At 62.8% G+C, this 20546-nt stretch carries 14 protein-coding genes; 7 read left to right on the forward strand and 7 right to left on the reverse strand.

Features of this window, described 5'->3' with window-relative positions:
* Nucleotides 1-72 precede the first annotated feature (72 nt).
* From AHA_RS06770 to AHA_RS06785, 4 genes are all read left to right on the forward strand, one after another.
* Nucleotides 73-726 (forward strand): TetR/AcrR family transcriptional regulator, encoded by a 654-nt coding sequence (locus AHA_RS06770; protein ID WP_011705252.1) that lies wholly within the window; start codon nucleotides 73-75, stop codon nucleotides 724-726.
* A gap of 48 nt (nucleotides 727-774) precedes the next feature.
* Nucleotides 775-3099 carry an acyl-CoA dehydrogenase gene (locus tag AHA_RS06775; RefSeq protein ID WP_011705253.1) on the forward strand — a complete coding sequence of 775 codons (2325 nt, stop codon included), beginning with the start codon at nucleotides 775-777 and terminating at the stop codon, nucleotides 3097-3099.
* Nucleotides 3100-3269: 170 nt separating this feature from the next.
* Nucleotides 3270-6332, forward strand: coding sequence for an efflux RND transporter permease subunit (locus AHA_RS06780; protein WP_011705254.1), 3063 nt, complete (start codon nucleotides 3270-3272; stop codon nucleotides 6330-6332).
* A 15-nt stretch (nucleotides 6333-6347) separates the two neighbouring features.
* Nucleotides 6348-7394, forward strand: a complete 1047-nt coding sequence (locus tag AHA_RS06785) for an efflux RND transporter periplasmic adaptor subunit (RefSeq protein WP_011705255.1) — start codon at nucleotides 6348-6350, stop codon at nucleotides 7392-7394.
* Nucleotides 7395-7459: 65 nt separating this feature from the next.
* On the opposite strand, the gene pyk is transcribed toward AHA_RS06785, so the two are convergent.
* Nucleotides 7460-8899, reverse strand: coding sequence for a pyruvate kinase (gene pyk / locus AHA_RS06790; RefSeq protein WP_011705256.1), 1440 nt, complete (start codon nucleotides 8897-8899; stop codon nucleotides 7460-7462).
* Nucleotides 8900-9062: 163 nt separating this feature from the next.
* Entirely contained in the window at nucleotides 9063-9917 is an 855-nt protein-coding gene (locus tag AHA_RS06795; protein WP_005298732.1) for a MurR/RpiR family transcriptional regulator, read from the reverse strand.
* Between the two features lie 349 nt (nucleotides 9918-10266).
* On the opposite strand from AHA_RS06795, the gene glk reads away from it, so the two are divergent.
* On the forward strand, nucleotides 10267-11235 hold the full coding sequence (gene glk / locus AHA_RS06800; protein ID WP_011705258.1) for a glucokinase: 969 nt from the start codon (nucleotides 10267-10269) through the stop codon (nucleotides 11233-11235).
* 299 nt (nucleotides 11236-11534) lie between these two features.
* Here the strand turns inward: glk and AHA_RS06805 are convergent, their stop codons facing one another.
* The 5 genes from AHA_RS06805 to AHA_RS06825 all read right to left on the reverse strand — a co-directional run bounded on the left by AHA_RS06805 (nucleotide 11535) and on the right by AHA_RS06825 (nucleotide 19316).
* Nucleotides 11535-12917 carry an ATP-binding protein gene (locus tag AHA_RS06805; RefSeq protein ID WP_016350039.1) on the reverse strand — a complete coding sequence of 461 codons (1383 nt, stop codon included), beginning with the start codon at nucleotides 12915-12917 and terminating at the stop codon, nucleotides 11535-11537.
* The gene (locus AHA_RS06810; protein ID WP_016350040.1) at nucleotides 12917-13591 is read right to left on the reverse strand and encodes a response regulator; all 675 of its coding nucleotides are present in this window, start codon (nucleotides 13589-13591) and stop codon (nucleotides 12917-12919) included. Before AHA_RS06810 ends, AHA_RS06805 begins: the two co-directional genes overlap by 1 nt.
* A 138-nt stretch (nucleotides 13592-13729) precedes the next feature.
* Nucleotides 13730-15889 (reverse strand): type I secretion system permease/ATPase, encoded by a 2160-nt coding sequence (locus AHA_RS06815; protein WP_011705261.1) that lies wholly within the window; start codon nucleotides 15887-15889, stop codon nucleotides 13730-13732.
* A gap of 2 nt (nucleotides 15890-15891) precedes the next feature.
* Complete coding sequence (locus tag AHA_RS06820) at nucleotides 15892-17256, reverse strand: HlyD family type I secretion periplasmic adaptor subunit (protein WP_011705262.1); 1365 nt, start codon at nucleotides 17254-17256, stop codon at nucleotides 15892-15894.
* Complete coding sequence (locus AHA_RS06825; RefSeq protein WP_269146583.1) at nucleotides 17253-19316, reverse strand: peptidase domain-containing ABC transporter; 2064 nt, start codon at nucleotides 19314-19316, stop codon at nucleotides 17253-17255. Before AHA_RS06825 ends, AHA_RS06820 begins: the two co-directional genes overlap by 4 nt.
* Nucleotides 19317-19648: 332 nt before the next feature.
* Here AHA_RS06825 and rtxH point away from each other — a divergent pair, with 332 nt between their 5' ends.
* Nucleotides 19649-20047, forward strand: coding sequence for a protein RtxH (gene rtxH, locus AHA_RS06830; RefSeq protein WP_011705264.1), 399 nt, complete (start codon nucleotides 19649-19651; stop codon nucleotides 20045-20047).
* A 20-nt stretch (nucleotides 20048-20067) separates the two neighbouring features.
* Nucleotides 20068-20529 carry an RTX toxin-activating lysine-acyltransferase RtxC gene (gene rtxC / locus AHA_RS06835; RefSeq protein WP_161772470.1) on the forward strand — a complete coding sequence of 154 codons (462 nt, stop codon included), beginning with the start codon at nucleotides 20068-20070 and terminating at the stop codon, nucleotides 20527-20529.
* Nucleotides 20530-20546: the final 17 nt, after the last annotated feature.

Below are 20546 nucleotides of genomic sequence, written 5' to 3' on the forward strand. Positions count from 1 at the left end.
CCCGTTCACATTCTCTTGACACAAAAGGTTGTGAAACGTACTTTTTAAACATTCGTTTAAGTGAGGTGTCCTGTGAGTAAAATCGATACCAAAAACCGCATTCTCGATGCCGCTGAGGTGTTGTTTGCCGAACGGGGGTTCGCCGATACCTCTTTGCGTCTGATCACCAGCGAGGCCGATGTCAATCTGGCGTCGGTGAACTACCACTTCGGCTCCAAGAAGGAGCTGATCCAGGCGGTGCTCGATCGCTATCTGAGCCTGTTCATGCCCGAGCTGGATGCACGCCTGCATACCCTGATGGCGCAGGAGCAGCTGACCCTGCTGCAGGTGTTCGAGAGCTTCGTCGATCCCCTGATGAAGCTGGTGGCGGTGCGCACCAACGGCCCGGCCATCTTCATGCAGCTGCTGGGGCGTGGCTACATCGACAGCCAGGGCCACCTGCGCCGCTTCATCACTGCCCACTACGGCCCCATTTTGCAGCGGATCACCCAGGCCATCTCCAAGGCCAACCCGGCCTTGTCGCCGGCGGATCTGTTCTGGCGGCTGCACTTCACCCTGGGCACCGTCGTGTTCACCATGGCCTCGGCCGATGCGCTGCGCGACATCGCCCAGGCCGATTTCGGCCAGCAGCTCGATGTGGAGGGGCTGGTACGCAACGTCATTCCTTATCTGGCGTCCGGTGTCGGGGCGCCCGTGGAGTCGACCAGGCTCTCCCTGGCCGTGTAACAACCAACAATAAATCAACGGAAACAGTGAAATAGAAGGAACTTGAGTATGATCACATTGCTTATCCTGCTGGTGCTGGCGATAGCCGTTGTGCTCGGCGTGCCCTCCATCCGTAAAAAGGTGGTCACCCGCCCGGTGTTCGGCATCTTCAAGAAGATACTGCCGCCCTTGTCGGCCACCGAGCGGGAGGCCATGGAAGCCGGCTCCGTCTGGTGGGATGGGGAGCTGTTTCGCGGCAACCCCGACTGGAAAAAACTGCACGGCTACGGTAAAGCCGAGCTGACCGCCGAGGAGCAGGCCTTCATCGACAACCAGGTCGAAACCCTGCTCGCCATGGTCGACGACTTCAAGATCGTCAATGAAACCAAAGACCTGCCGGAGCCGGTTTGGGACTATCTGAAGAAGGAAGGTTTCTTCTCCCTGATCATCCCGAAATCCTACGGCGGCCGTGAATTCTCGGCGATTGCCAACTCTACCATCGTCACCCGCATCGCCACCAAGAGCCTGAGCGTGGCGGTCACCGTCATGGTGCCGAACTCTCTTGGCCCGGGCGAGCTACTGATGCACTACGGCACCCAAGCCCAGAAAGATTTTTGGCTGCCGGGGCTGGCCAATGGCAAAGAGGTGCCCTGCTTCGCCCTGACCGGGCCGGAAGCGGGCTCCGATGCTGGCGCCATCCCTGACAAGGGGATCGTCTGCAAGGGGATGCACAAGGGTGAAGAGGTGCTGGGTATTCGCCTCAACTGGAACAAGCGCTACATCACCCTGGCCCCTCGTGCCACCGTGCTGGGGCTGGCGTTCAAACTCTATGACCCGGAAAAACTGCTGGGTGACAAGGAAGAGCTCGGCATCACCTGCGCGCTCATCCCCACCAGCCACCCTGGCGTGCGCGTCGGCGATCGCCACTACCCCATGGGGCTGGCGTTCCTGAACGGCCCGACTTTCGGCAAGGATGTGTTCATTCCACTCGACTGGATCATCGGTGGCCCGGATTACGCCGGCCGCGGCTGGCGCATGCTGGTGGAGTGCCTCTCCGCCGGTCGCGGCATCTCGCTGCCTGCTCTGGGTACCGCCTGTGGTCACATGGCGAGCCGCACCGTGGGCGCCTACTCCTACGTGCGCAAGCAGTTCGGCATGTCCATCGGCAAGTTTGAAGGGGTGCAGGAAGCGCTGGCCCGTATCGGCGGCCTCACCTATCAGCTGGAAGGGGCCCGTCGCATGACCGCCGGCTCCCTGGACTTGGGTCAGGCTCCGGCCATCGTTACCGCGATCTCCAAGTATCACATGACCGAGATGGCGCGCCAGATCATGGATGACTCCATGGACATCCACGCCGGTCGTGCCATCCAGCTGGGCCCGAAAAACTACACTGGCTACGCCTACATGGGCATTCCGGTGGCCATCACGGTGGAAGGGGCCAACATCCTGACCCGCAACCTGATGATCTTTGGGCAGGGTGCCACCCGCTGCCACCCGTACGTGTTTGCCGAGCTGGAAGCGGCGGCCGATACCGATGTGGAGCGCGGTCTCGAGAAGTTTGACGCCCTGCTGCTGAAGCACATCGCCTTCGGCGCCGGCAACTTCTTCGGTTCCCTGTTCCAGGGGCTGACCCTGGGCCAGTTCAACAGCGCGCCGGTGGCCGGTGAAACCGCCCGCTACTACAAGCAGCTCTCTCGCATGAGTAAAGGGCTGGCGCTGTGCGCCGACGTCTCCATGCTGATGCTGGGTGGCGATCTCAAGCGCAAGGAGATGATCTCCGCCCGTCTGGGTGACGTGCTGAGCCACCTCTACCTGGCCTCCGCCACCCTCAAGCACTACGAGGATCAGGGCCGCATGGTCTCCGATCTGCCGTTCGTGCAGTACGCGGTGGAGCGCAACCTCTACCTGATTGGCAAGGCGTTCGAGGGCTTCTTCCAGAACTTCCCGAACAAGGTGGTGGGGGCCGTACTCAAGCGGGTGGTATTCCCGTTTGGTGTCGGTTACCAGATGCCGGCCGACGATCGTTGCCACGCCATCTGTCTGGCCATGATGAAGCCGGGCGAGTTCCGTGACCGTCTGACGGCGCTGTGCTACGTCGGCAAGGACGAGGCGGATCCGGTCGGCCTGATGGAGCGCGCCTTCCAGGCCATGGTCTCGGTGCAGCCCTACGAGAAGAAGCTGGTGCAGGCCCAGAAAGAGGGCAAACTGCCCCGTAAGCTGGCGCTGCCGGAGCTGGTTGCCGCTGCCCTGTCCCAATCCATCCTGAGCAAGGACGAGGCGGACAAGCTGCTGGCCGCCGATGCCCTGCGCTACGAGGCGATCCAGGTGGACAACTTCGCCCCGGGTGAGCTGGAGGGGTTATCCCAGCAAAATCCGGTGGTGCACGCCGCCTGAGAGAGCACTCACTCCTGAACCTGAAACCGGCCATCATGGCCGGTTTTTTTGTTTGTTAACCCTGCATTTACAACCTCGATTAATTCCAGTTTAATGCAATGGCCCCTCACCCTTGGGGCAGGAAGCAAGGCCAGCGGAATGGCCGACAACAACAAACTCAGGAAGAGTGAATGAATCTCGCCAAAACGGCGATCGAACGCCCCATCTGGGTGGCGGTCTCGATCGTGCTGATTTTTCTGCTGGGCCTGCTCAGCATCCGGGGGCTGCCGATCCAGCTGTTTCCCGACATCGATCGCCCGCACCTCAACATCTCGGTGGACTGGCGCTCGGCCTCGCCCCAGGAGATGGAGTCGGAGATAACCGACCCCATCGAGCAGGAGATGCAGGGGGTGCAGGGGCTCAAGAACCTCACCAGCAACAGCTTCCCCGGCTTCACCGAAATCGACCTGGAGTTTGCCCTCGGCACCGACATGCAGCGGGCCCAGCTCGACGTCATCTCCCGCCTGAACCGGGTCTCCGGCCTGCCGGACAAGATTGGCGGCCCCTATGTCAACAACTACAGCAGCAACGACACCCTCACCTTCTTCTTCATCCAGCAGCTGCCCGGTGCCAAGGGGCAGATCGACGATCATCAGGCGCTGATCGAGGCGCGGGTCAAGCCGGAGCTGGAGCGGATCCCCGGGGTGTCGACGGTCGACATCGAGGGGATCAACGAGCGCCAGATCCAGATCCGTTTCGACCCTTACCGCGCCGCCGAGCTGGGGGTGGAGATCCCGGTATTGGCCAGCCGGGCCAGCACCGGCTGGGACGTCTCCGCCGGCACCCTCGACATTGGCCGCTGGGAATACAAGCTGCGCTTTGCCGGTCGCTACGACGTGGTGACCCTGGGAGACAAGGTAGTGGACTGGCGCGACGGCCTGCCCATCTATCTGCGGGACGTGGCGGAGATCCAGCTGGCCCGGGAGGAGAACCCAGTGCTGCGCATCCAGAACGGCAACACCGCCATCGCGGCCCAGATCTTCAAGGAGAGCGGCGCCAACGCCCTGGCGGCGCTGGAGGCCATCAAGCTCAAGGTGGGCGAGCTCAACCGCGAGATGCTGGAGCCGGTCGGCCTGCACATGGAGCAGTCGTTTGACGCCTCCCTCTACATCAACCGGGCGGTGGGCATGGTGACTGCCAACCTGGGGCTCGGCGTGCTGCTCTCCTGCGCCATCCTCTGGGTCTTTCTGCGCCAGCTCAAGGCGACCCTGATGATCGCGATCGCCATTCCCATCAGCATCATGCTCACCTTCTGCCTGCTCAAGGTGCTGGGGCGGACCCTCAACGTCATCTCGCTGGCGGGAATCGCCTTTGCGGTGGGCATGGTGCTCGATGCCGCCATCGTGGTGCTGGAGAGCATCTACCGGCGCCACGAGCGAGGGGATCTGAGCAAGGCGGAGGCGGCGCTGGAAGGCACCAGCCGGGTGTGGACCGCGCTGGTGGCCTCCACCCTGACCACGGTCGCCATCTTCCTGCCGGTGCTGCTGCTCAACGACGTGGAGGGGCAGCTGTTTGCCGATCTGGCGCTCACCATCGCCTGCGCGGTGACCGTCTCCATGCTGGTGGCGGTGACCGTGCTGCCGGCAGTGGCGGCGCGCTGGATGGGACGTGAGCGGCTGATCGATCCCTATGAGGGGCTGTGGCAGGGCACCACCCGACGGGTGATCCGCTGGACCGGCACCTCCCGCCAGCGCTGGACCGTCATCACCCTGATGATGAGCCTGCCGGCGCTGGCCACCTGGGCCCTGTTGCCGAAGATGGACTATCTGCCGGACGTGAAGCGCGATGCGGTGGATGTCTGGATGAACTTCACCCCGGGCTTCAACCTGCAGGCCCAGCGGGAGGAGGTGATCGACACCCTGATCGCTCGCCTCGCCCCCTACATGAAGGGGGAGCGGGAGCCGGCCCTCAAGAACTACTACATCCTGCGCTATCCGGGCGGCGCCCAGATCGGGGTACGGCCGAAAGAGGAGGATCAGATCAAGGTGCTGGAGCAGCTGTTGATGAAGCAGCTGCTGGTGGGGATCCCCGACACCCAGGTGTTTGGCGGCCAGGGGTCGCTGTTCGGCGGCTTTGACAGCGAGAACGGGATCTCCCTGCTGCTGCAGGGGGGCGATCTGGCCGAACTCTACCAGGCGGCGCGGGCCGCCATGGCCATCGTCAAACAGGATCTGCCGGGCGCCCAGGTGAGGCCGCAGCCGGATCTCGATTTCACCGCCCCCGAGCTGCGGCTGGTGCCGCAGGACAGGCGTCTGGCCGAGGTGGGTTGGGATCGCACGCCCATGCCCGCCATCATCCAGACCTTCGGCGACGGGCTGCGGGTCGGTGAATATTTCGACGGGGAGGAGCGGCTCGACATCATGCTGATGGGGCAGACCTCGGCCAACCCGGACGAGCTCAAGGCGGTGCCGCTGGCGACCCCGTCCGGGCGCATCGTGCCGCTCGGCGAGCTGCTGCGGGTGGAGCACGACATGGGGCCGGCCAGCATCTTTCGGGCCGACGGCCGGCGCAGCATCAGCCTGCAGATCTCGCCCCCGGCGGGGATGAGCATGGAACAGGTACTCGATACCCTGCAGAGCAAAAGCTTTGCCGCCATCCGACCACTGCTGCCCGCCGGCGGCGAGCTGCGGGTCTCCGGCAATGCCGACAGCCTGCAGCAGGCGCTCGGCAACTTGGGGGCCATCTTCCTGTTTGCCGTGATGATCCTGCTGATCCTGTTGTGGGGGGTCTTTGCCTCCCTCAAGGATGCCGTGCTGGTGCTGCTGACCCTGCCGCTTGCCACCGTCGGCGGCGTGCTGGCGCTGCACCTGAGCGGCCTGCTGGTGCCGCTGCCGATGGATCTCTTGACCATCATCGGCTTCGTCATTTTGCTGGGGTTGGTGGTCAACAACGCCATCCTGCTGGTGCATCAGACCCGCACCGCGGAGCGGGAGGGGATGAGCCGCCAGCTGGCGGTGGCCGATGCCCTGCAAAGCCGGATGCGGCCCATCGCCATGACCAGCCTCACCAGCATCTTCGGCATGCTGCCGCTGATGCTGAGCCCGAGCGAGGGCAGTGAAATTTACCGGGGGCTGGCCACCGTCATCGTCGGCGGCATGAGTTGCAGCACCCTGTTTACCCTGATCCTGTTGCCCGCTTTCCTGCGACTGGGAGAGCGGGTCGAATCACCGCTCGCCCTGCGCCAGCGGGCCTGAGCAAGGAGCTCATCGATGACACACGGTTATACAAGGATGGTAGTGGGCGCGGCGCTGCTGGCGGGTAGCGTGCTCCCCGCGTTGGCCCAGGGCAAGATGGTGACCCTGGCGGACGTGACCCGGGGGGAGGCGGCGGCCAGCATCTGGGTCAGCGGCACGGTGGCGAGCCGCCAGCAGGCGGCGCTCAGCGCCGAGGTGAGCGGCCGGGTGGAGTGGATCGCCGAGTTCGGCAGCCGGGTCAGCAAGGGGGATGAGCTGCTGCGCCTCGACAGTGCGGCGCTGCGGCTCTCGCTGGAGCAGGCCCAGGCCGAGCAGGCCAAGTGGGAGAGCAACGTGCGCTTCGCCCGCGCCGAGTTTGGCCGGCTGGCGACGCTGCACCGCCAGAAGAGCACCTCCCAGAGCCAGTATGACAAGGCGCGCTACGACGTGGAGCAGGCTGAACTGGCCGAGCGGCTGGCGCGGGTACAGGTGCGCCAGATTGAGGAGCAACTGCGCAGAAGCCACATCTTCGCGCCGTTCGACGGGGTGGTGAACAACCACTTCATTCAGCCGGGGGAGCACGTGGATGCCGGCGAGCAGGCGCTGGAGCTGGTCAATCCCGATCAGCCCGACATCCGGCTGCAGGCCCCCATCGTCTGGGCCGGTCAGCTGGCGCCCCAGACCCGGCTGCGGGTGGAAGGGGAGCAGCTCAGCGGCCACGGTGTCTATTACCAGCGGGCGGCGAGTGCCGATCCCAAGTCGCGCCTCATCGAGCTGCGCCTCAAGCCCGAAGCGGGCCGCTTCATCATCGGTTCGCCGGTGCGGGTGGCGCTGCCGCTGGCGGAGCAGCAGACCATGCTGCTGCCGCGCGATGCCCTGGTACTCAACACCGAGGGGAGCGTGGTCTATCAGGTGGAGCAGCGCGGCGAGGAGCTGACGGTGAACCGGGTGCCGGTGACCGTGCTGTTTGGCGACAGCCGGCAGGTGGCGGTGAGCGGAGCGCTCAAGCAGGGTGACAGGGTGGTGGTGCGTGGCGCCGGCAGCCTGCAGGACGGCGACAAGGTCGAACTGTTTCGCGGCTGAGGCGGCGGTTTCGCCATAAAAAAACGGCTCCCGCGGGAGCCGTTTTTGGTGCCGGTGAAGGGCGATTACTCGACCATCATCACCTTGCAGGTGTTGGTACTGCCGACGGTTTCCATCTTGTCGCCGTGGGTCAGCAACACCATGTCGCCGCTTTGCAGCAGCCCCTTGGCCTTGAGCACGTCCAGCGCGTCGCGGCACACCTCGTAGACCGGCTTGGTCTCGTCGCCGTCGAACAGCACAGGGGTGACACCGCGGTAGAGGTTGGTCCAGGCCAGGGTCTTGTTGTGCGGTGACATGGCGAAGATCGGCAGGCCGGAGCTGATGCGGGACATCAGCAGCGGGGTGGTGCCCGATTCGGTCAGCGCCACGATCGCCTTGACCCCTTCCAGGTGGTTGGCCGCATACATGGTGGACATGGCGACGGCCTCTTCCACCGAAGTGAAGGTGTAGCTCATGCGGTGGTTGGAGACGTTCAGGCTCGGATGCTTCTCGGCACCGACGCAGACGCTGGCCATGGAGGTGACGGTCTCGATGGGGAACTGGCCGGCGGCGGTCTCGGCGGAGAGCATCACCGCATCGGTACCGTCCAGCACGGCGTTGGCCACGTCCATCACTTCGGCACGGGTCGGCAGCGGCGCGTTGATCATCGACTCCATCATCTGGGTGGCGGTGATGACCACGCGGTTCAGGCGGCGGGAGTGGCGAATGAGTTTTTTCTGCACGCCGACCAGCTCGGGATCGCCGATTTCGACGCCCAGATCACCACGCGCCACCATGACGGCATCGGAGCCGAGGATGATGTCTTCCATCGCCTCGTCGGTGGCGACGGTTTCGGCGCGCTCGACCTTGGCCACGATCTTGGCGTTGGAGCCGGCTTCGCGGGCCAGCTCGCGGGCGTAGCGCAGGTCATCGCCGCAACGGGGGAAGGAGACGGCCAGGTAGTCCACGTTCATGCGGGCGGCGGTCTTGATGTCTTCCTTGTCCTTCTCGGTCAGGGCCGGGGCGGAGAGGCCGCCACCCTTCTTGTTGATGCCCTTGTTGTTGGAGAGCGGACCGGCCACGGTGACAGTAGTGTGGATGCGGGTGCCTTCGACCTGCTCCACCTTCAACTGCACGCGACCGTCGTCCAGCAGCAGGATGTCGCCGGCGATCACGTCGCCCGGCAGGCTCTTGTAGTCGATGCCGACCTGCTCCTGGCAGCCTTCACCCTTGCCGAGGGCGGCATCGAGGATGAACTTGTCGCCGACGGCCAGATAGATCTTGCCGTCCTTGAAGGTGGAAACACGGATCTTGGGGCCCTGCAGGTCGCCCATGATGGCGACGTGACGACCCAGCTTGGCGGCGATGTCACGCACCTGGTTGGCGCGCAGGATGTGGTCTTCAGCAGTGCCGTGGGAGAAGTTCATCCGCACCATGTCGGCACCGGCACGGATGATCCCCTCGAGGATCCCTTCGCGATCGGTGGCCGGACCGAGTGTGGTTACAATCTTTGTACGTCTTGGCATGAAAGACTCCAGTTTTGAAGTTGATATGACTTGAGATACTGCCCCGTCAAGCGCATGACCCATTGCACCCGCTTGCAAGCCATCTGGGTGGCTTTTGTTACTAAATTACAATACTACACCAAGGAAGGTGGCAGAGACAGCCGGGGGCCGAGGCCCCCGCTGCTTACGAAGAGTGGGGTGTATCAAAGCGGGATTCGCGCAAACCTTCTTTGACTTTCTTCAGGTTTTCGCGAAATTTCATGCCGCGGCGCAGGGTGAAACCGGTCGCCAGCACGTCCACCAGGGCGAGCTGGGCGATGCGCGATGCCATCGGCATGTAGACGTCGGTGTCTTCCGGCACGTCCATGGAGAGCACCAGGTTGCACTCGCGCGCCAGCGGGGAGTCCTTGGCGGTCATGCCGATGACGGTGGCGTCGTTCTCGCGGGCCAGCGCGGCAATCTCCACCAGCGCCTTGGTGCGGCCGGTGTGGGAGATGAGCACCACCACGTCCCCTTCGCTGCTGTTGATGCAGCTCATGCGCATCATGACGATGTCATCGAAGCTCACCACCGGGATGTTGAAGCGGAAGAACTTGTTCTGGGCATCGCGGGCGACGGCGGAGGAGGCGCCGAGGCCAAAGAAGCTGATCTTCTTGGACTGGGTCAGGATATCGACGCAGCGATTGATGGCGGAGATGTCCAGGCTGTTCTTGGCGGCATCGAGGCAGGCCATGGTGGATTCGAAGATCTTGGCGGTATAGGTATCGGGCCCGTCTTCCGCCTCCACGTGGCGGTTCACATAGGGCGTACCGTTGGCCAGGCTCTGGGCCAGATGCAGTTTGAAATCGGGAAAGCCTTTGGTATCGAGACGGCGGCAGAAACGGTTGACGGTCGGCTCGCTGACGTCAGCCATCTTGGCGAGGGTGGCGATACTGGAGTGGATGGCCGTCTGCGGGGAGGCCAGGATGACCTCGGCGACTTTACGCTCTGATTTACTGAAACTTTCCAAATTATTAGTAATTTTATCAAGGGTATTCATCATCACCACCAGGCGTTTTTGTAATTTAGCTTCAGTGTCTTTGCACTAAATTCATGGCTAAGCAGGTTTCCAATCAACTTGATGACTATACAAGACAAGCTCTTATCGAAACTAATCTCGGCCCTGCAAAGTATGACTCATGTCTAATTATTTCGTTGTTTTGGTTACAAACTTCCAGTCATTCCGTGAAAGCGCTTACAAATGTTGCAAAGCAACAACACTGTGAGCGGGCGCACAGTTGCACCCATCAAACGCGCCGCAAGGGGAGGGGCTCGGGTAGAATTGGCACCAAATAATAAGTGCGGGACGGTAACGGCCGCCCCGACCCCAGTAACGAAGGAGTTGTTTTATGCAGCATACCCATGCGCTGGTCGGCGACGTAGGCGGCACCAATGCCCGGTTGGCCCTGTGCGAGCTGGCAACCGGCACCATTTCCCAGGCCAAGACCTATTCCGGGCTGGCCCATCCCAGTCTGGAAGCCGTGGTTCGCCTCTATCTGGATGAACACAAGGTGCAGGTGGGCGAAGCCTGCATCGCCATCGCCTGCCCCATCAACGGCGACTGGGTCGCCATGACCAACCACAGCTGGGAGTTTTCCATCAGCGAGATGCAGGCCAATCTGGGCCTGAGCCGGTTGCAGGTGATCAACGATTTTACCGCCGTCTCCATGGCGGTGCCGGTGCTGGACGCGGCTGACTGCATCCAGCTGGGAGGCGCGGCGCCCGTGGCTGGCAAGCCCATCGCCATCTACGGGGCCGGTACAGGCCTTGGCGTGGCCCACCTGGTGCACACCGGCGAGCAGTGGTTGAGCCTGCCGGGCGAGGGCGGTCACGTGGACTTTGCCGCCAACAGCGAAGAAGAGGATGCGGTGCTGCAGGTGATGCGCGCCGAGCTGGGCCACGTCTCGGCCGAGCGGCTGCTCTCCGGCCCCGGCCTCGTCAACATCTACCGTGGGCTGGTGAAATCCGACGGCCGCGAGCCGCAGGCGTTCGAACCCAAGGATATCACCGAGCGCGCGCTGGCGGGCGAGTGCCTGGACTGCCGCCGTACCTTGAGCCTGTTCTGCGTGCTGATGGGCCGCTTTGCCGGCAACCTGGCGCTCAACATGGGCACCTTCGGCGGCGTCTACATCGCCGGTGGCATAGTGCCGCGCTTTCAGGAGTTCTTCATCGGCTCGGGCTTTCGGGTGGCCTTCGAAGACAAGGGGCGTTTCAAATCCTACCTCAAGGATATCCCCGTCTTCCTCATCACCCACGAGGGGCCGGGTCTGCTCGGCGCCGGCGCCTATCTGCGCCAGTCGCTCGGCATCAAGCTATAAGCAGGAGGCTTGCCGGGGGACGGATCGGCCATGGTTCAGCCTTGATTCAGTGACCATGGCGTAGAGTGTCAACACGTACTCAAGAAGGCAGGGCTCCATAAGGAGTTGGGACTTGTCTTCATCCGCTGGGTGCGTTTGTCACCTGACAAGCCTGAACTGTTTCACCGGCCCTCGCGGCCGGTTTTTTTATGCCTGCGCTTTGCCGGCTGGATGGGGATGTCGTCATCTACAACAAGGATGGGCCTGCGCCGCAATGGACTGCGCCTGCCGGGTGGCAGGCGCAGTGGGTAGGGATGGGCTCAGGGCAGGTCGAGGGTGAAGCGGGCGCCTCCGAGCGGGGATTCATCCACCATGATCTGGCCGCCGTAGCTGTGCACGATTTCGGTGACCACCGCCAGCCCGATGCCCTGGCCGGGGGAGCTGTCGGCGCGTACCCCGCGCTGGAAGATTTGCTGCGACTTGCCGGGGTCGATGCCGGGGCCGTCGTCTTCGATCTCGATCCGCAGCCGGTCGAGCCGGCGGCTCACCGTCACCTTGATCTCGCTGATGGCGAACTTGAAGGCGTTGTCGAGCAGGTTGCCCATCAGCTCCATCAAGTCCCCCTGCTCGCCGGCGAAGAAGACGTCGTCATCGAACTTGAAGCGGGTCTGCAGCTTCTTGTGGCGATAGACCTTGGCGAGGCTGGCCAGCAGCTTCTCGATGAGGGGCACCGGCTCGGTACCCTTGCTGGCGAGGCGCTTGCGGCCGGTGACGGCACGGCGCAGCTGGTACTGGATGATCTGATCCATGGTCAGGATCTGCTCATTGATGTTGTCGTGGATGTCGCGCCCCAGCTTGACCTCCTGCGCCGTCATCTGGATCAGCGCCAGCCGGGTTTTCAGGCTGTGGGCCAGATCGTTCAGGGCGTGCTGGTAGCGCTGGGTCTGCTGCCGTTCGTTCTCCAGCAGCTGGTTGACCGACTCGGTCAGCGGCGTCAGCTCCCGCTCATAGTCGTTGGAGAGCGCCTCCCGCTTGCCGGCCCGGATCTCGTCCATCTGGCGCGCCATGGTGCGCAGGGAGCCCAGGCTCCAGAAGCTGGTGAGCAGCAGCAGGGCGCCGAGCAGAGAGTAGGCGAGCAGGGCCTGGCGGATGCACTGGTAGAGGTAATCGCGGGTCTGGGCCAGATAGCGCTTGGCCGAATCGACCATCACCACGTAATAGGTGGTGGGGCCGTCGCCGTGATTGCGCAAAAAGCGCAGGCTGTAAATGAAGTAGCTCTCGCCGTTCTTGATGGTGTGACGCTTGAAGAAGTAGTCCTGATCCAGCCCGCCCAGATACTTCATCAGATCCTGGCAGATGGTGTCCCTGGCCTGGATCACCTCCGGCATGTGCATGCTGGACCAGCTCAGCTGGCCATCGGCCCGGCAGATCAGGGTATCCAGATTGGGGTCGACGGCATCCGGGGTGATCCGGCCCAGATCCGTGGTGGCATGGGCGTCCGGCAGTTTGGAGGAGAACAGCTTGGAGAGGTTCTCCTGCATGCGGGTGCTGGCCTTCTGGGCTTGCTCCTCGGTGTGACCCAGATAGAGGATGTAGACCGAGAAGGCCATGATGAGCGCGATGACCAGCATGGCGCTCAGCATCAGCTTGATGTGCAGCGAGCGGCGGATGAAGCGCATGGGGCGCAGCAGACGAACGTCCATCAGTTGCACGACAGGTTGAAGATGTAACCTTGGCGGCGGATGGTGGAGATGGGCTGGATGGTCCCCTCCGGATCCAGCTTCTTGCGCAGCCGGCTCACCATCACCTCGATGGTGTTGGGGTCCCCCTCGCCATCGCCATAGAGCTGGTCCAGCAGTTGCTGCTTAGAGACCACCTGGCGGGCGTTGCGCATCAGGTATTCGAGGATCAGGTATTCAAAGCTGGTGAGCACCACCGGGGTGCCGGCGATGGTCAGCTCCTTGCGGGAGAGATCCAGTTCGTAGTCGCCGGCCTTGACCCTGGGGGAGATGAAGCCGGCGCTGCGGCGCACCAGGGCGTTGAGGCGGGCCAGCAGTTCGTCCTTCTGGAACGGCTTGACCAGGTAGTCGTCCGCTCCGGCTTCCAGCCCTTCCACCTTGTCCTGCCAGTTGCCGCGGGCGGTCAATACGATGATGGGGAAGGGGATCTGCTGCTCGCGCAGCTGGCGGATGAGTTGCAGGCCGTCCATGTCCGGCAGGCCCAGATCGATGATGGCCACGTCGATGGGATAGTCGGCGGCGTAATGCAGTGCCACCTGGGCGCTGTCGGTGCTGTGTACCTGATTCTGGGCTTCGGTCAGCAGGGTGCTGAGGTGGTGATTGAGCAGCTTGTCGTCTTCGACCAACAATATTTTCATAAGGTGCGCGATCATGGGGATCCAGGCTGTCAATTAGAGGGCTTATGACGGGGAGAGTCAATCCGGATCCTAACAGCCCTGGCTGTATCGGGACTGAATCAGCCCGCCATTACTCACCACCCCATCATTAGCCACTTCCTAGCCAGTGTGAGTCAGGGTCTGACTTGTCTCAGCTCCGGTCTGCTGACGCCACAGCCTGGCATAGAGCCCCTCGCGGGCCAGCAGTTCATCATGGCTGCCCGACTCCACTATCTGCCCTGCCTCCATCACCAGGATACGGTCCGCTTCGCGCAGGGTATTGAGGCGATGGGCGATGCTGATGAGGGTGCGGCCGCGGCGGATGGCCGCCATGTTGGCCATGATGGCCGCTTCCGACTCATAGTCGAGGGCCGAGGTGGCCTCGTCGAGCAGCAGGATCCTGGGGTTGACCAGCAGGGCGCGGGCCAGGGCAATGCGCTGGCGCTGGCCGCCCGACAAGCGGGCTCCCTTCTCTCCTACCTGTTGCTCGAAGCCATGGGGCAGCTCGCGAATGAAGGCGAGGGCACCGGCCAGCTGCGCCGCCTGCTCCAGTTCGGCCTGGGTGGCATCGGGGCGGCAGATGCGGATGTTGTCGGCGATGGTGCCGGAGAACAGCACGCTCTCCTGCAGCACCACGCTCATGTTGCGGCGCAGGGAGACGGGGTCGGCGATGGCGAGATCCATGTTGTCCACCAGTACCTGGCCGTGCTGAGGCACATAGAGCCGCTGCAGCAAACGGGTCAGGGTGCTCTTGCCGCAGCCGGACGGCCCCGTGATGCCGATGAACTGCCCCGGCTCAATGGTGAGGGAGAGGTTGGCCAGCACCTCGGGGGCATCCGGCTGGTAACGAAAGCGGATGTGGCGAAACTCGATGGCACCCTGGAGGGCGGGCACGGAGGCGAGCCCGTTGTTGCCATGCTCCGGCGCCTCGTCGAGGATGTCGCCGACCCGGCGCAGGGCGATCAGGGTGTGCTGAAAATCCTGCCACACCTGGGCCAGGCGCAGCACCGGCTGGGTGACGTGGCCGGCCAGCATGTTGAAGGCGACCAGTTCCCCCGGGCTCATGCGACCGTTCAGTACCTCGCCGACCCCGAGCCAGAGCAGCAGGGCGGCGGTGAGTTTTTGCACCAGATCGATGCCCTGGCCGGCCGCCAACCCCACCTTTTTGGCCTGAAAGCCCCGTCTGAGCTGGCGTGCCAGCAGGCGCTGCCACTCCTGGTAGAAGCGGCGTTCGGTGGCCGTGGTCTTGATGGTTTCGATGCCGGTGACCGCCTCGGTCAGAAAGCTGGTGGCATCGGCATCCGCCTGATACTCCGCCTCGACCTTTCTGCGCACCAGCGGCCCTATCAGCAGCCAGAGCAGGAAGTAGATCAGCAGCGAGCCCAGCACGCAGGCGGTCAGGCGCGGGGCGTAGTGAAACATGACCCCGACGAACAGCAGGATGAACAGCAGATCCAGCACCAGCATCAGGGTCGAGCCGGTGAGGAACTGGCGGATCTGGGCCATCTCCTTGACCCGGGCGATGATCTGGCCGGTCTGGCGGGCCTTGAAATAGCCGATGGGCAGGCCGACCAGATGGCGATAGAGCTTGCCGGAGAGCTCGGCATTGACCTGGTTGGCCAGGTGACCGAACACCTGGCCGCGCAGAAAGCCGTAGAGCGGCTCGGCGCAGGCCAGTGCCACCATGGCCAGGGCCAGCACGTGCAGACTGCCGAGGCTGCGCCCCACCAGCACCTTGTCGATGATGTTCTCGAACAGCAGCGGACTGGCGAGGGCGATGAGCTGCAGCAAGATGGCGAAACAGAAGACGTCCCGCAGCTGTTTCTGCTGGCGCAGCACCGCCGGGCTGAACCAGCTCAGCCCGAATTTGACCTCGGCTTGGGTGAGATCCTGCTGGGCCAGCAACAGAAAGTGCCACTGCGCCGCCTCGGCCTGGCTCGGCAGCGGTTGCTGCCCGCTGCTGCCGCTGGCGGGATCAAACAGCAGCCAGCCCTCTGGCGTGATGGCGGTGATGGTGTACCAGCGGCCATCCCGCTTGAGCAAGGTCGGCAGCGGCAGCGCCGCGAGCGGGCAGCCCGGCCCCTGCGACAGGGCGCTGCGCAGGCCAAGACGGGCAGCGGCTTCCCGCACCGTCAGATCGGGCGGTGCCAGATCGCACCCCAGGGCGTGGGCCAGCTGTTCGGCATCGGCCGTCAGCATCAGCTGGTGCGCTGCGTGGGTGAGGGCGGCGAGGGCGCCATTGGCGACAGGGGCGCTGTCGGCGGCGTGGGTCTGCTGCATCGTCATCGCTCCCGCAGCGCCTCGGCCTGATACTCGCGAATGGGGCTCAGCAGATAGTCGATGACCCGGCGCCGGTCGGTCTTGATCTCCGCCACCACCGACATGCCGGGGGTGAGCTTGACGGGCTGCTGGTCGATCAGCATCTCGTCCCGGCTCAGCTTGACCCTGGCGGCAAAGACCAGCCCCAGCTGCTCATCGGCGGTGGCGTCGCGCGACACGCTCACCAGCTCGCCATCTATGGTGCCGTAGCGGGTGTAGGGGAAGGCATCCACCTTGATGCTCACCGCCTGCCCCTCGTGCACGAAGCCGATGTCCTTGTTGAGGATCTTCACCTCGGCGAGCTGCACCCCTTCGTTGGGCACGATCACCAGCAACTGCTGGGCTGGCTGCACCACGGCGCCCTGAGTGTGAATGGCCAGCTGCTGCACCGTGCCGGCCACGGGGGCGCGGATCACCTCCAGATGTTCCCGCTCGCGCAGCTTGGCGAGCTCCTGCTCGATGGCGGTCAGCTGCAGCCTGGCCTGCTGGCGTTTCTCGATCCACTCCCGCTGCTTTTGTGCCTTGAAGCCGGCCAGCCGCTCCTGCAGGCTTTGCTGCTGGGATTGCAGCACCTCGAGCTCCGCCCGCTGCTGGGCGAGCTGACGCTGGGTCTCCAGCAGCTCTTTTTCCTGCTCCAGATACTCCACCCGGGAGATGGCATGGGACTGGCTCAGGGTCTGACGGGCCTGCAGGCGGGGACGGATGTTGGCCAGCAGGGTGGTGAGAGAAGCCATGTCACCCCGTCTGGCGGCCTGGTTGGCCTGGTTGACCCCGAGCTCGGCCTGCAGGTTGCCGAGAGTGCTGTGAAATTCGTGCAGTTCGCTCTGGTAGTTCTCCACCAGCGCCTGCTGCTGCTCCGGCGTGAGCCTGAGATAGTCCGGATGCTGATCGGGGGTCTGGTCACGGTAGAGCGACTGGTAGCGGATCAACGTCTGGTACTGGAACGCCTGCTGCTGGCGCAAGCGGCTCAGATCCTGGCTGACCCCGAGAGTATTGAGGGTCAGCAGCGGCGCATCGGCGGCAACCGCCTGACCGTCTTCCACGTGGATGCTCACCACTCTGGCCTGCTCGTAGGACTGGATCATCTGGCTGCGGCCAAGCACCAGCAAGCGGCCGCTGGCGGTGGCCTGGATGTCTAGCTCGCCCCAGCAGGCCCACAGCAGGGTCAGCAGCACGCCGGCGCTGAGGGTCAGCGCCGTGATGCGGGCAAAGGGAGAGGGGGGCGTCTCGGCCAGCGCCAGGTGGGCCGGCAGAAAGCCGTAGTGGGTATCCGCCTGCCGAGGTGGACGGGGTTGGCGAAAGCGGGCCAGCCAGGTACGCAGATTCATGATGTCTCCTCGTGCAAGTCCTGCTGCAGTCGCCACAGCCGGGCGTAATGCTCTCCTCGCGCCAGCAGGCTGGCGTGGTCGCCCTGCTCGACGATCTTGCCGCGCTGCAGGACTATGATGCGGTCGCACTGGCGCACGGTGGAGAGACGGTGGGCGATGGTGATGACGGTACGGCCACAGGCGATCTGGCGCATGTTGCGCTGGATCAGCGCCTGGGACTCATCGTCGAGGGCACTGGTGGCCTCGTCGAAGATGAGGATCCTGGGATCGGCCAGCAGGGTGCGGGCGATGGCGATGCGCTGGCGCTGGCCGCCGGAGAGCGAGCTGCCCCCCTCCGCCAGCACGGTGTCGTAACCAAGGGGCAGCCGCAGAATGAAGTCGTGGGCGCCGGCCAGGGTGGCAGCCCGGATGATCTGGTCCAGGCTGGCATGGGGCATCGACTGGGCGATGTTGTCCCGTACCGATTTGTTGAACAGGTGGTTCTCCTGCAGCACCACCCCCATCTGCTCGCGCAGGTGGTGGAGGGGGAGCTGGCGGATGGGCTGGCCGTCGATGAAGATCTCGCCCTGCTCGGGTTGGTAGAGGCGCAGCAGCAGTCTGGCCAGGGTGCTCTTGCCCGAGCCTGAGCCGCCGACCACCCCGAGCGTTTCGCCGGGCGCTATGGTCAGGGAGAGATCATCGATGATGAGGGGGGCGTCCGGCTGATAGCGAAACCGCACCCTCTCCAGCAAAATGGCGCCGGCACTCACCTGACCCGCGCCATCACGCTGGTGCTCGGGGGGCAGGTTGAGCATGTCACCCAATTTGTCCACCGCGATCCGGGTCTGGATGAACTGGCCCCACAGCTCGACCAGCCGTGACAGGGGCTGGGCCACGTGGCCGGCCATCATGTTGAAGGCGATGAGCTGGCCGATGGTGAGCTGCAGGCTGATCACCTCGCTCGCGCCGAGCCAGAGCACGCCGGCGCTCACCAGTTTTTGCAGCCACATGACGCCGTGCTGGGAGGCATTGTTGAGCTGTTGAACTCGGTAACCGGCAGTCACCATCTGGCTGGTTTGCTCATCCCAGCGCCGCACGAAGCGCGGTTCCAGCGCCAGGCTCTTGAGGGTCTCGGCGCCGGCGACCGTCTCGTTCAAGAAGGCGGTGTTGGCGGCGGCGTGGCCAAACTGCTGTTCGACCGCCTGCTGCATGCGCGGCGTGATCCACCAGGCGATCAGTACATAGGCGGGGATGGAGAGCAGGATCACCAGGGTCAGCATGCCGGAAAGGCTGGCCATGACCGCCAGGAAGACGAACATGAACAGCACGTCCACCGTCAGGGTGAACATGGTGCCGGTCAGGAACTCGCGGATGGTATTGAGCTCCTGCACCCGGGTCACGATGGCCCCCACCTGGCGGCTCTTGAAATAGAGCAGGGGCAGAGCAAACAGGTGCTGCACCATGCGCAGGCCGAGCTGGATGTCGATCCGGTTGGCGGTGTGGGCGTATTGGTACTCCCGCAATCCGCGCAGACAGACCTCCACCAGGGCGGTGATCAGCAGCCCGAACACCAGCACATCCAGCGTCGACCAGGCCTGATGCACCAGCACCTTGTCCATGACGACCTGAAAAAAGAGCGGGGAGATGAGAGCCAGGAGCTGCAAGACCAGCGAAAAAAGCAATATCTCCCCCAGCAGCCGTTTTTGCTGCAGGAAGGCCGGGATGAACCAGCGGATGTCAAAGCGGCTCTGCTGTCTGCGTACTTGATAGACTCGTCCGTTCCAGCGAGCCAGCAGCGCCTGCTGGTCGATGACCTGCGGGTTGCCGACGGCGGGGTCCAGGATCAGGGCCTGCTCCCCCTGACGCTGGGCCAGGACGCAGGGGTTGCCGTTGTCACTGAGCAGGACCAGGGGGAGCGTCTGTTTGGCGAGTTTGCGGGGAGCAATGTGACGTTGGCGGATCTGGCTGTCGGTCTGCTGCTGCAGCCTATCGACAATAATATCAAAGGGTTCGTCTGGCGTGATATCTATATCTTTAGGGGGACAGCCCAATAATCCGGTAATAATCTTCAAGCATGCCAAAACAGACTCGTCATGCGCAGTCATAATATACCCCGTTGCCGCGTTTAAACCCCTCCTGTTTATATGGAGCGAGGTGACCTGTTACAGGCAGGGCGCGCATACTAACGAGCCGATAATTATCTGTCAAATATTATGTGCGCTGACAAAATCAATAATAAATTTACTGGGTCAATATATCTAAAGGTAATCTCAAGTATGGCCTCATTATTAACCTTAATGAGTTTGTTGATACTTATATTGACGTAATTACTCTATTTTTGAATCATTGTTTAATTGAATCAAATAATATTTTCAAATATGGTAAATATAGCGAAAAATGAAATGTTAGCACCATGTTGATTTATCTTTGGTGGGATTTTTGTTTTTTGTTTTACCTTATATTTATTGATAATGGAATTTATATGACAGAGCAGTTTGTACAGACAGTATCCAGCGTCAACTACAACAAGGGGATTTTCTCCCTCTATTTCGTCGGCCAGGATCCGCTCAAGATGGCGCAGGGCGTCATGGCTGAAAGCGACAATGAGCTGGCGCTGAAACAGACGGTGCACATGCCGGCAGCTGGCTTTATGTATATGGTTTCAATGATAAAAAACATGCTTGAAGATCCGCGCATGGCGGCCGAGTTCGACAAGCTGATTGCCGCTGGTCTGATCCCGGCCACCCCCGCCGACGCACAGGAAACCGCTCCTGCCGCCACTGCACAGGCTGCGCCGCGCAAGAAGAAATAAGTTTCCGGTGTGGGGAGTCAATGCACTTGGTATTGCAACCAACGGAACCTAACTGGCAACAAAAACAACATATGTTGGGAGGTGTCATGCTGCTCAGTCAGCACTCCTCCCTGCACCGGCGTTATTCCGTCGCCGAGTGGCAGCAACGTATATTGCCAGCATTTGAATTGAACCAGTTCTGCTATTACGAAGACTCATGCGGACGCCCGGTTGCATTTTGCAACTGGGCGTTTGTCTCTTTATCCATTCGTGACACCTTGCTGGCCGCCGAGCGGGAGCTGATCCGTGAGGATTGGCAATCCGGCGACCACATTTTTATTCCGGAGATGATAGCGCCATACGGACACGCCCGCGCCGTGGTGAGCGATCTGCGTCGCCGGATATTCTTGCCATGGAAAGGGCAGCGGGTCTGCACAGTGCGCGGTCATGTTCATGCCGAACTTGGCCATTGTGTGCGCAGGGTGCAGTGGTTTTCCATTTAATCATAATGAGTTAATAC

This window comes from Aeromonas hydrophila subsp. hydrophila ATCC 7966, from assembly GCF_000014805.1.
Classification (GTDB): Bacteria; Pseudomonadota; Gammaproteobacteria; order Enterobacterales; family Aeromonadaceae; genus Aeromonas; species Aeromonas hydrophila.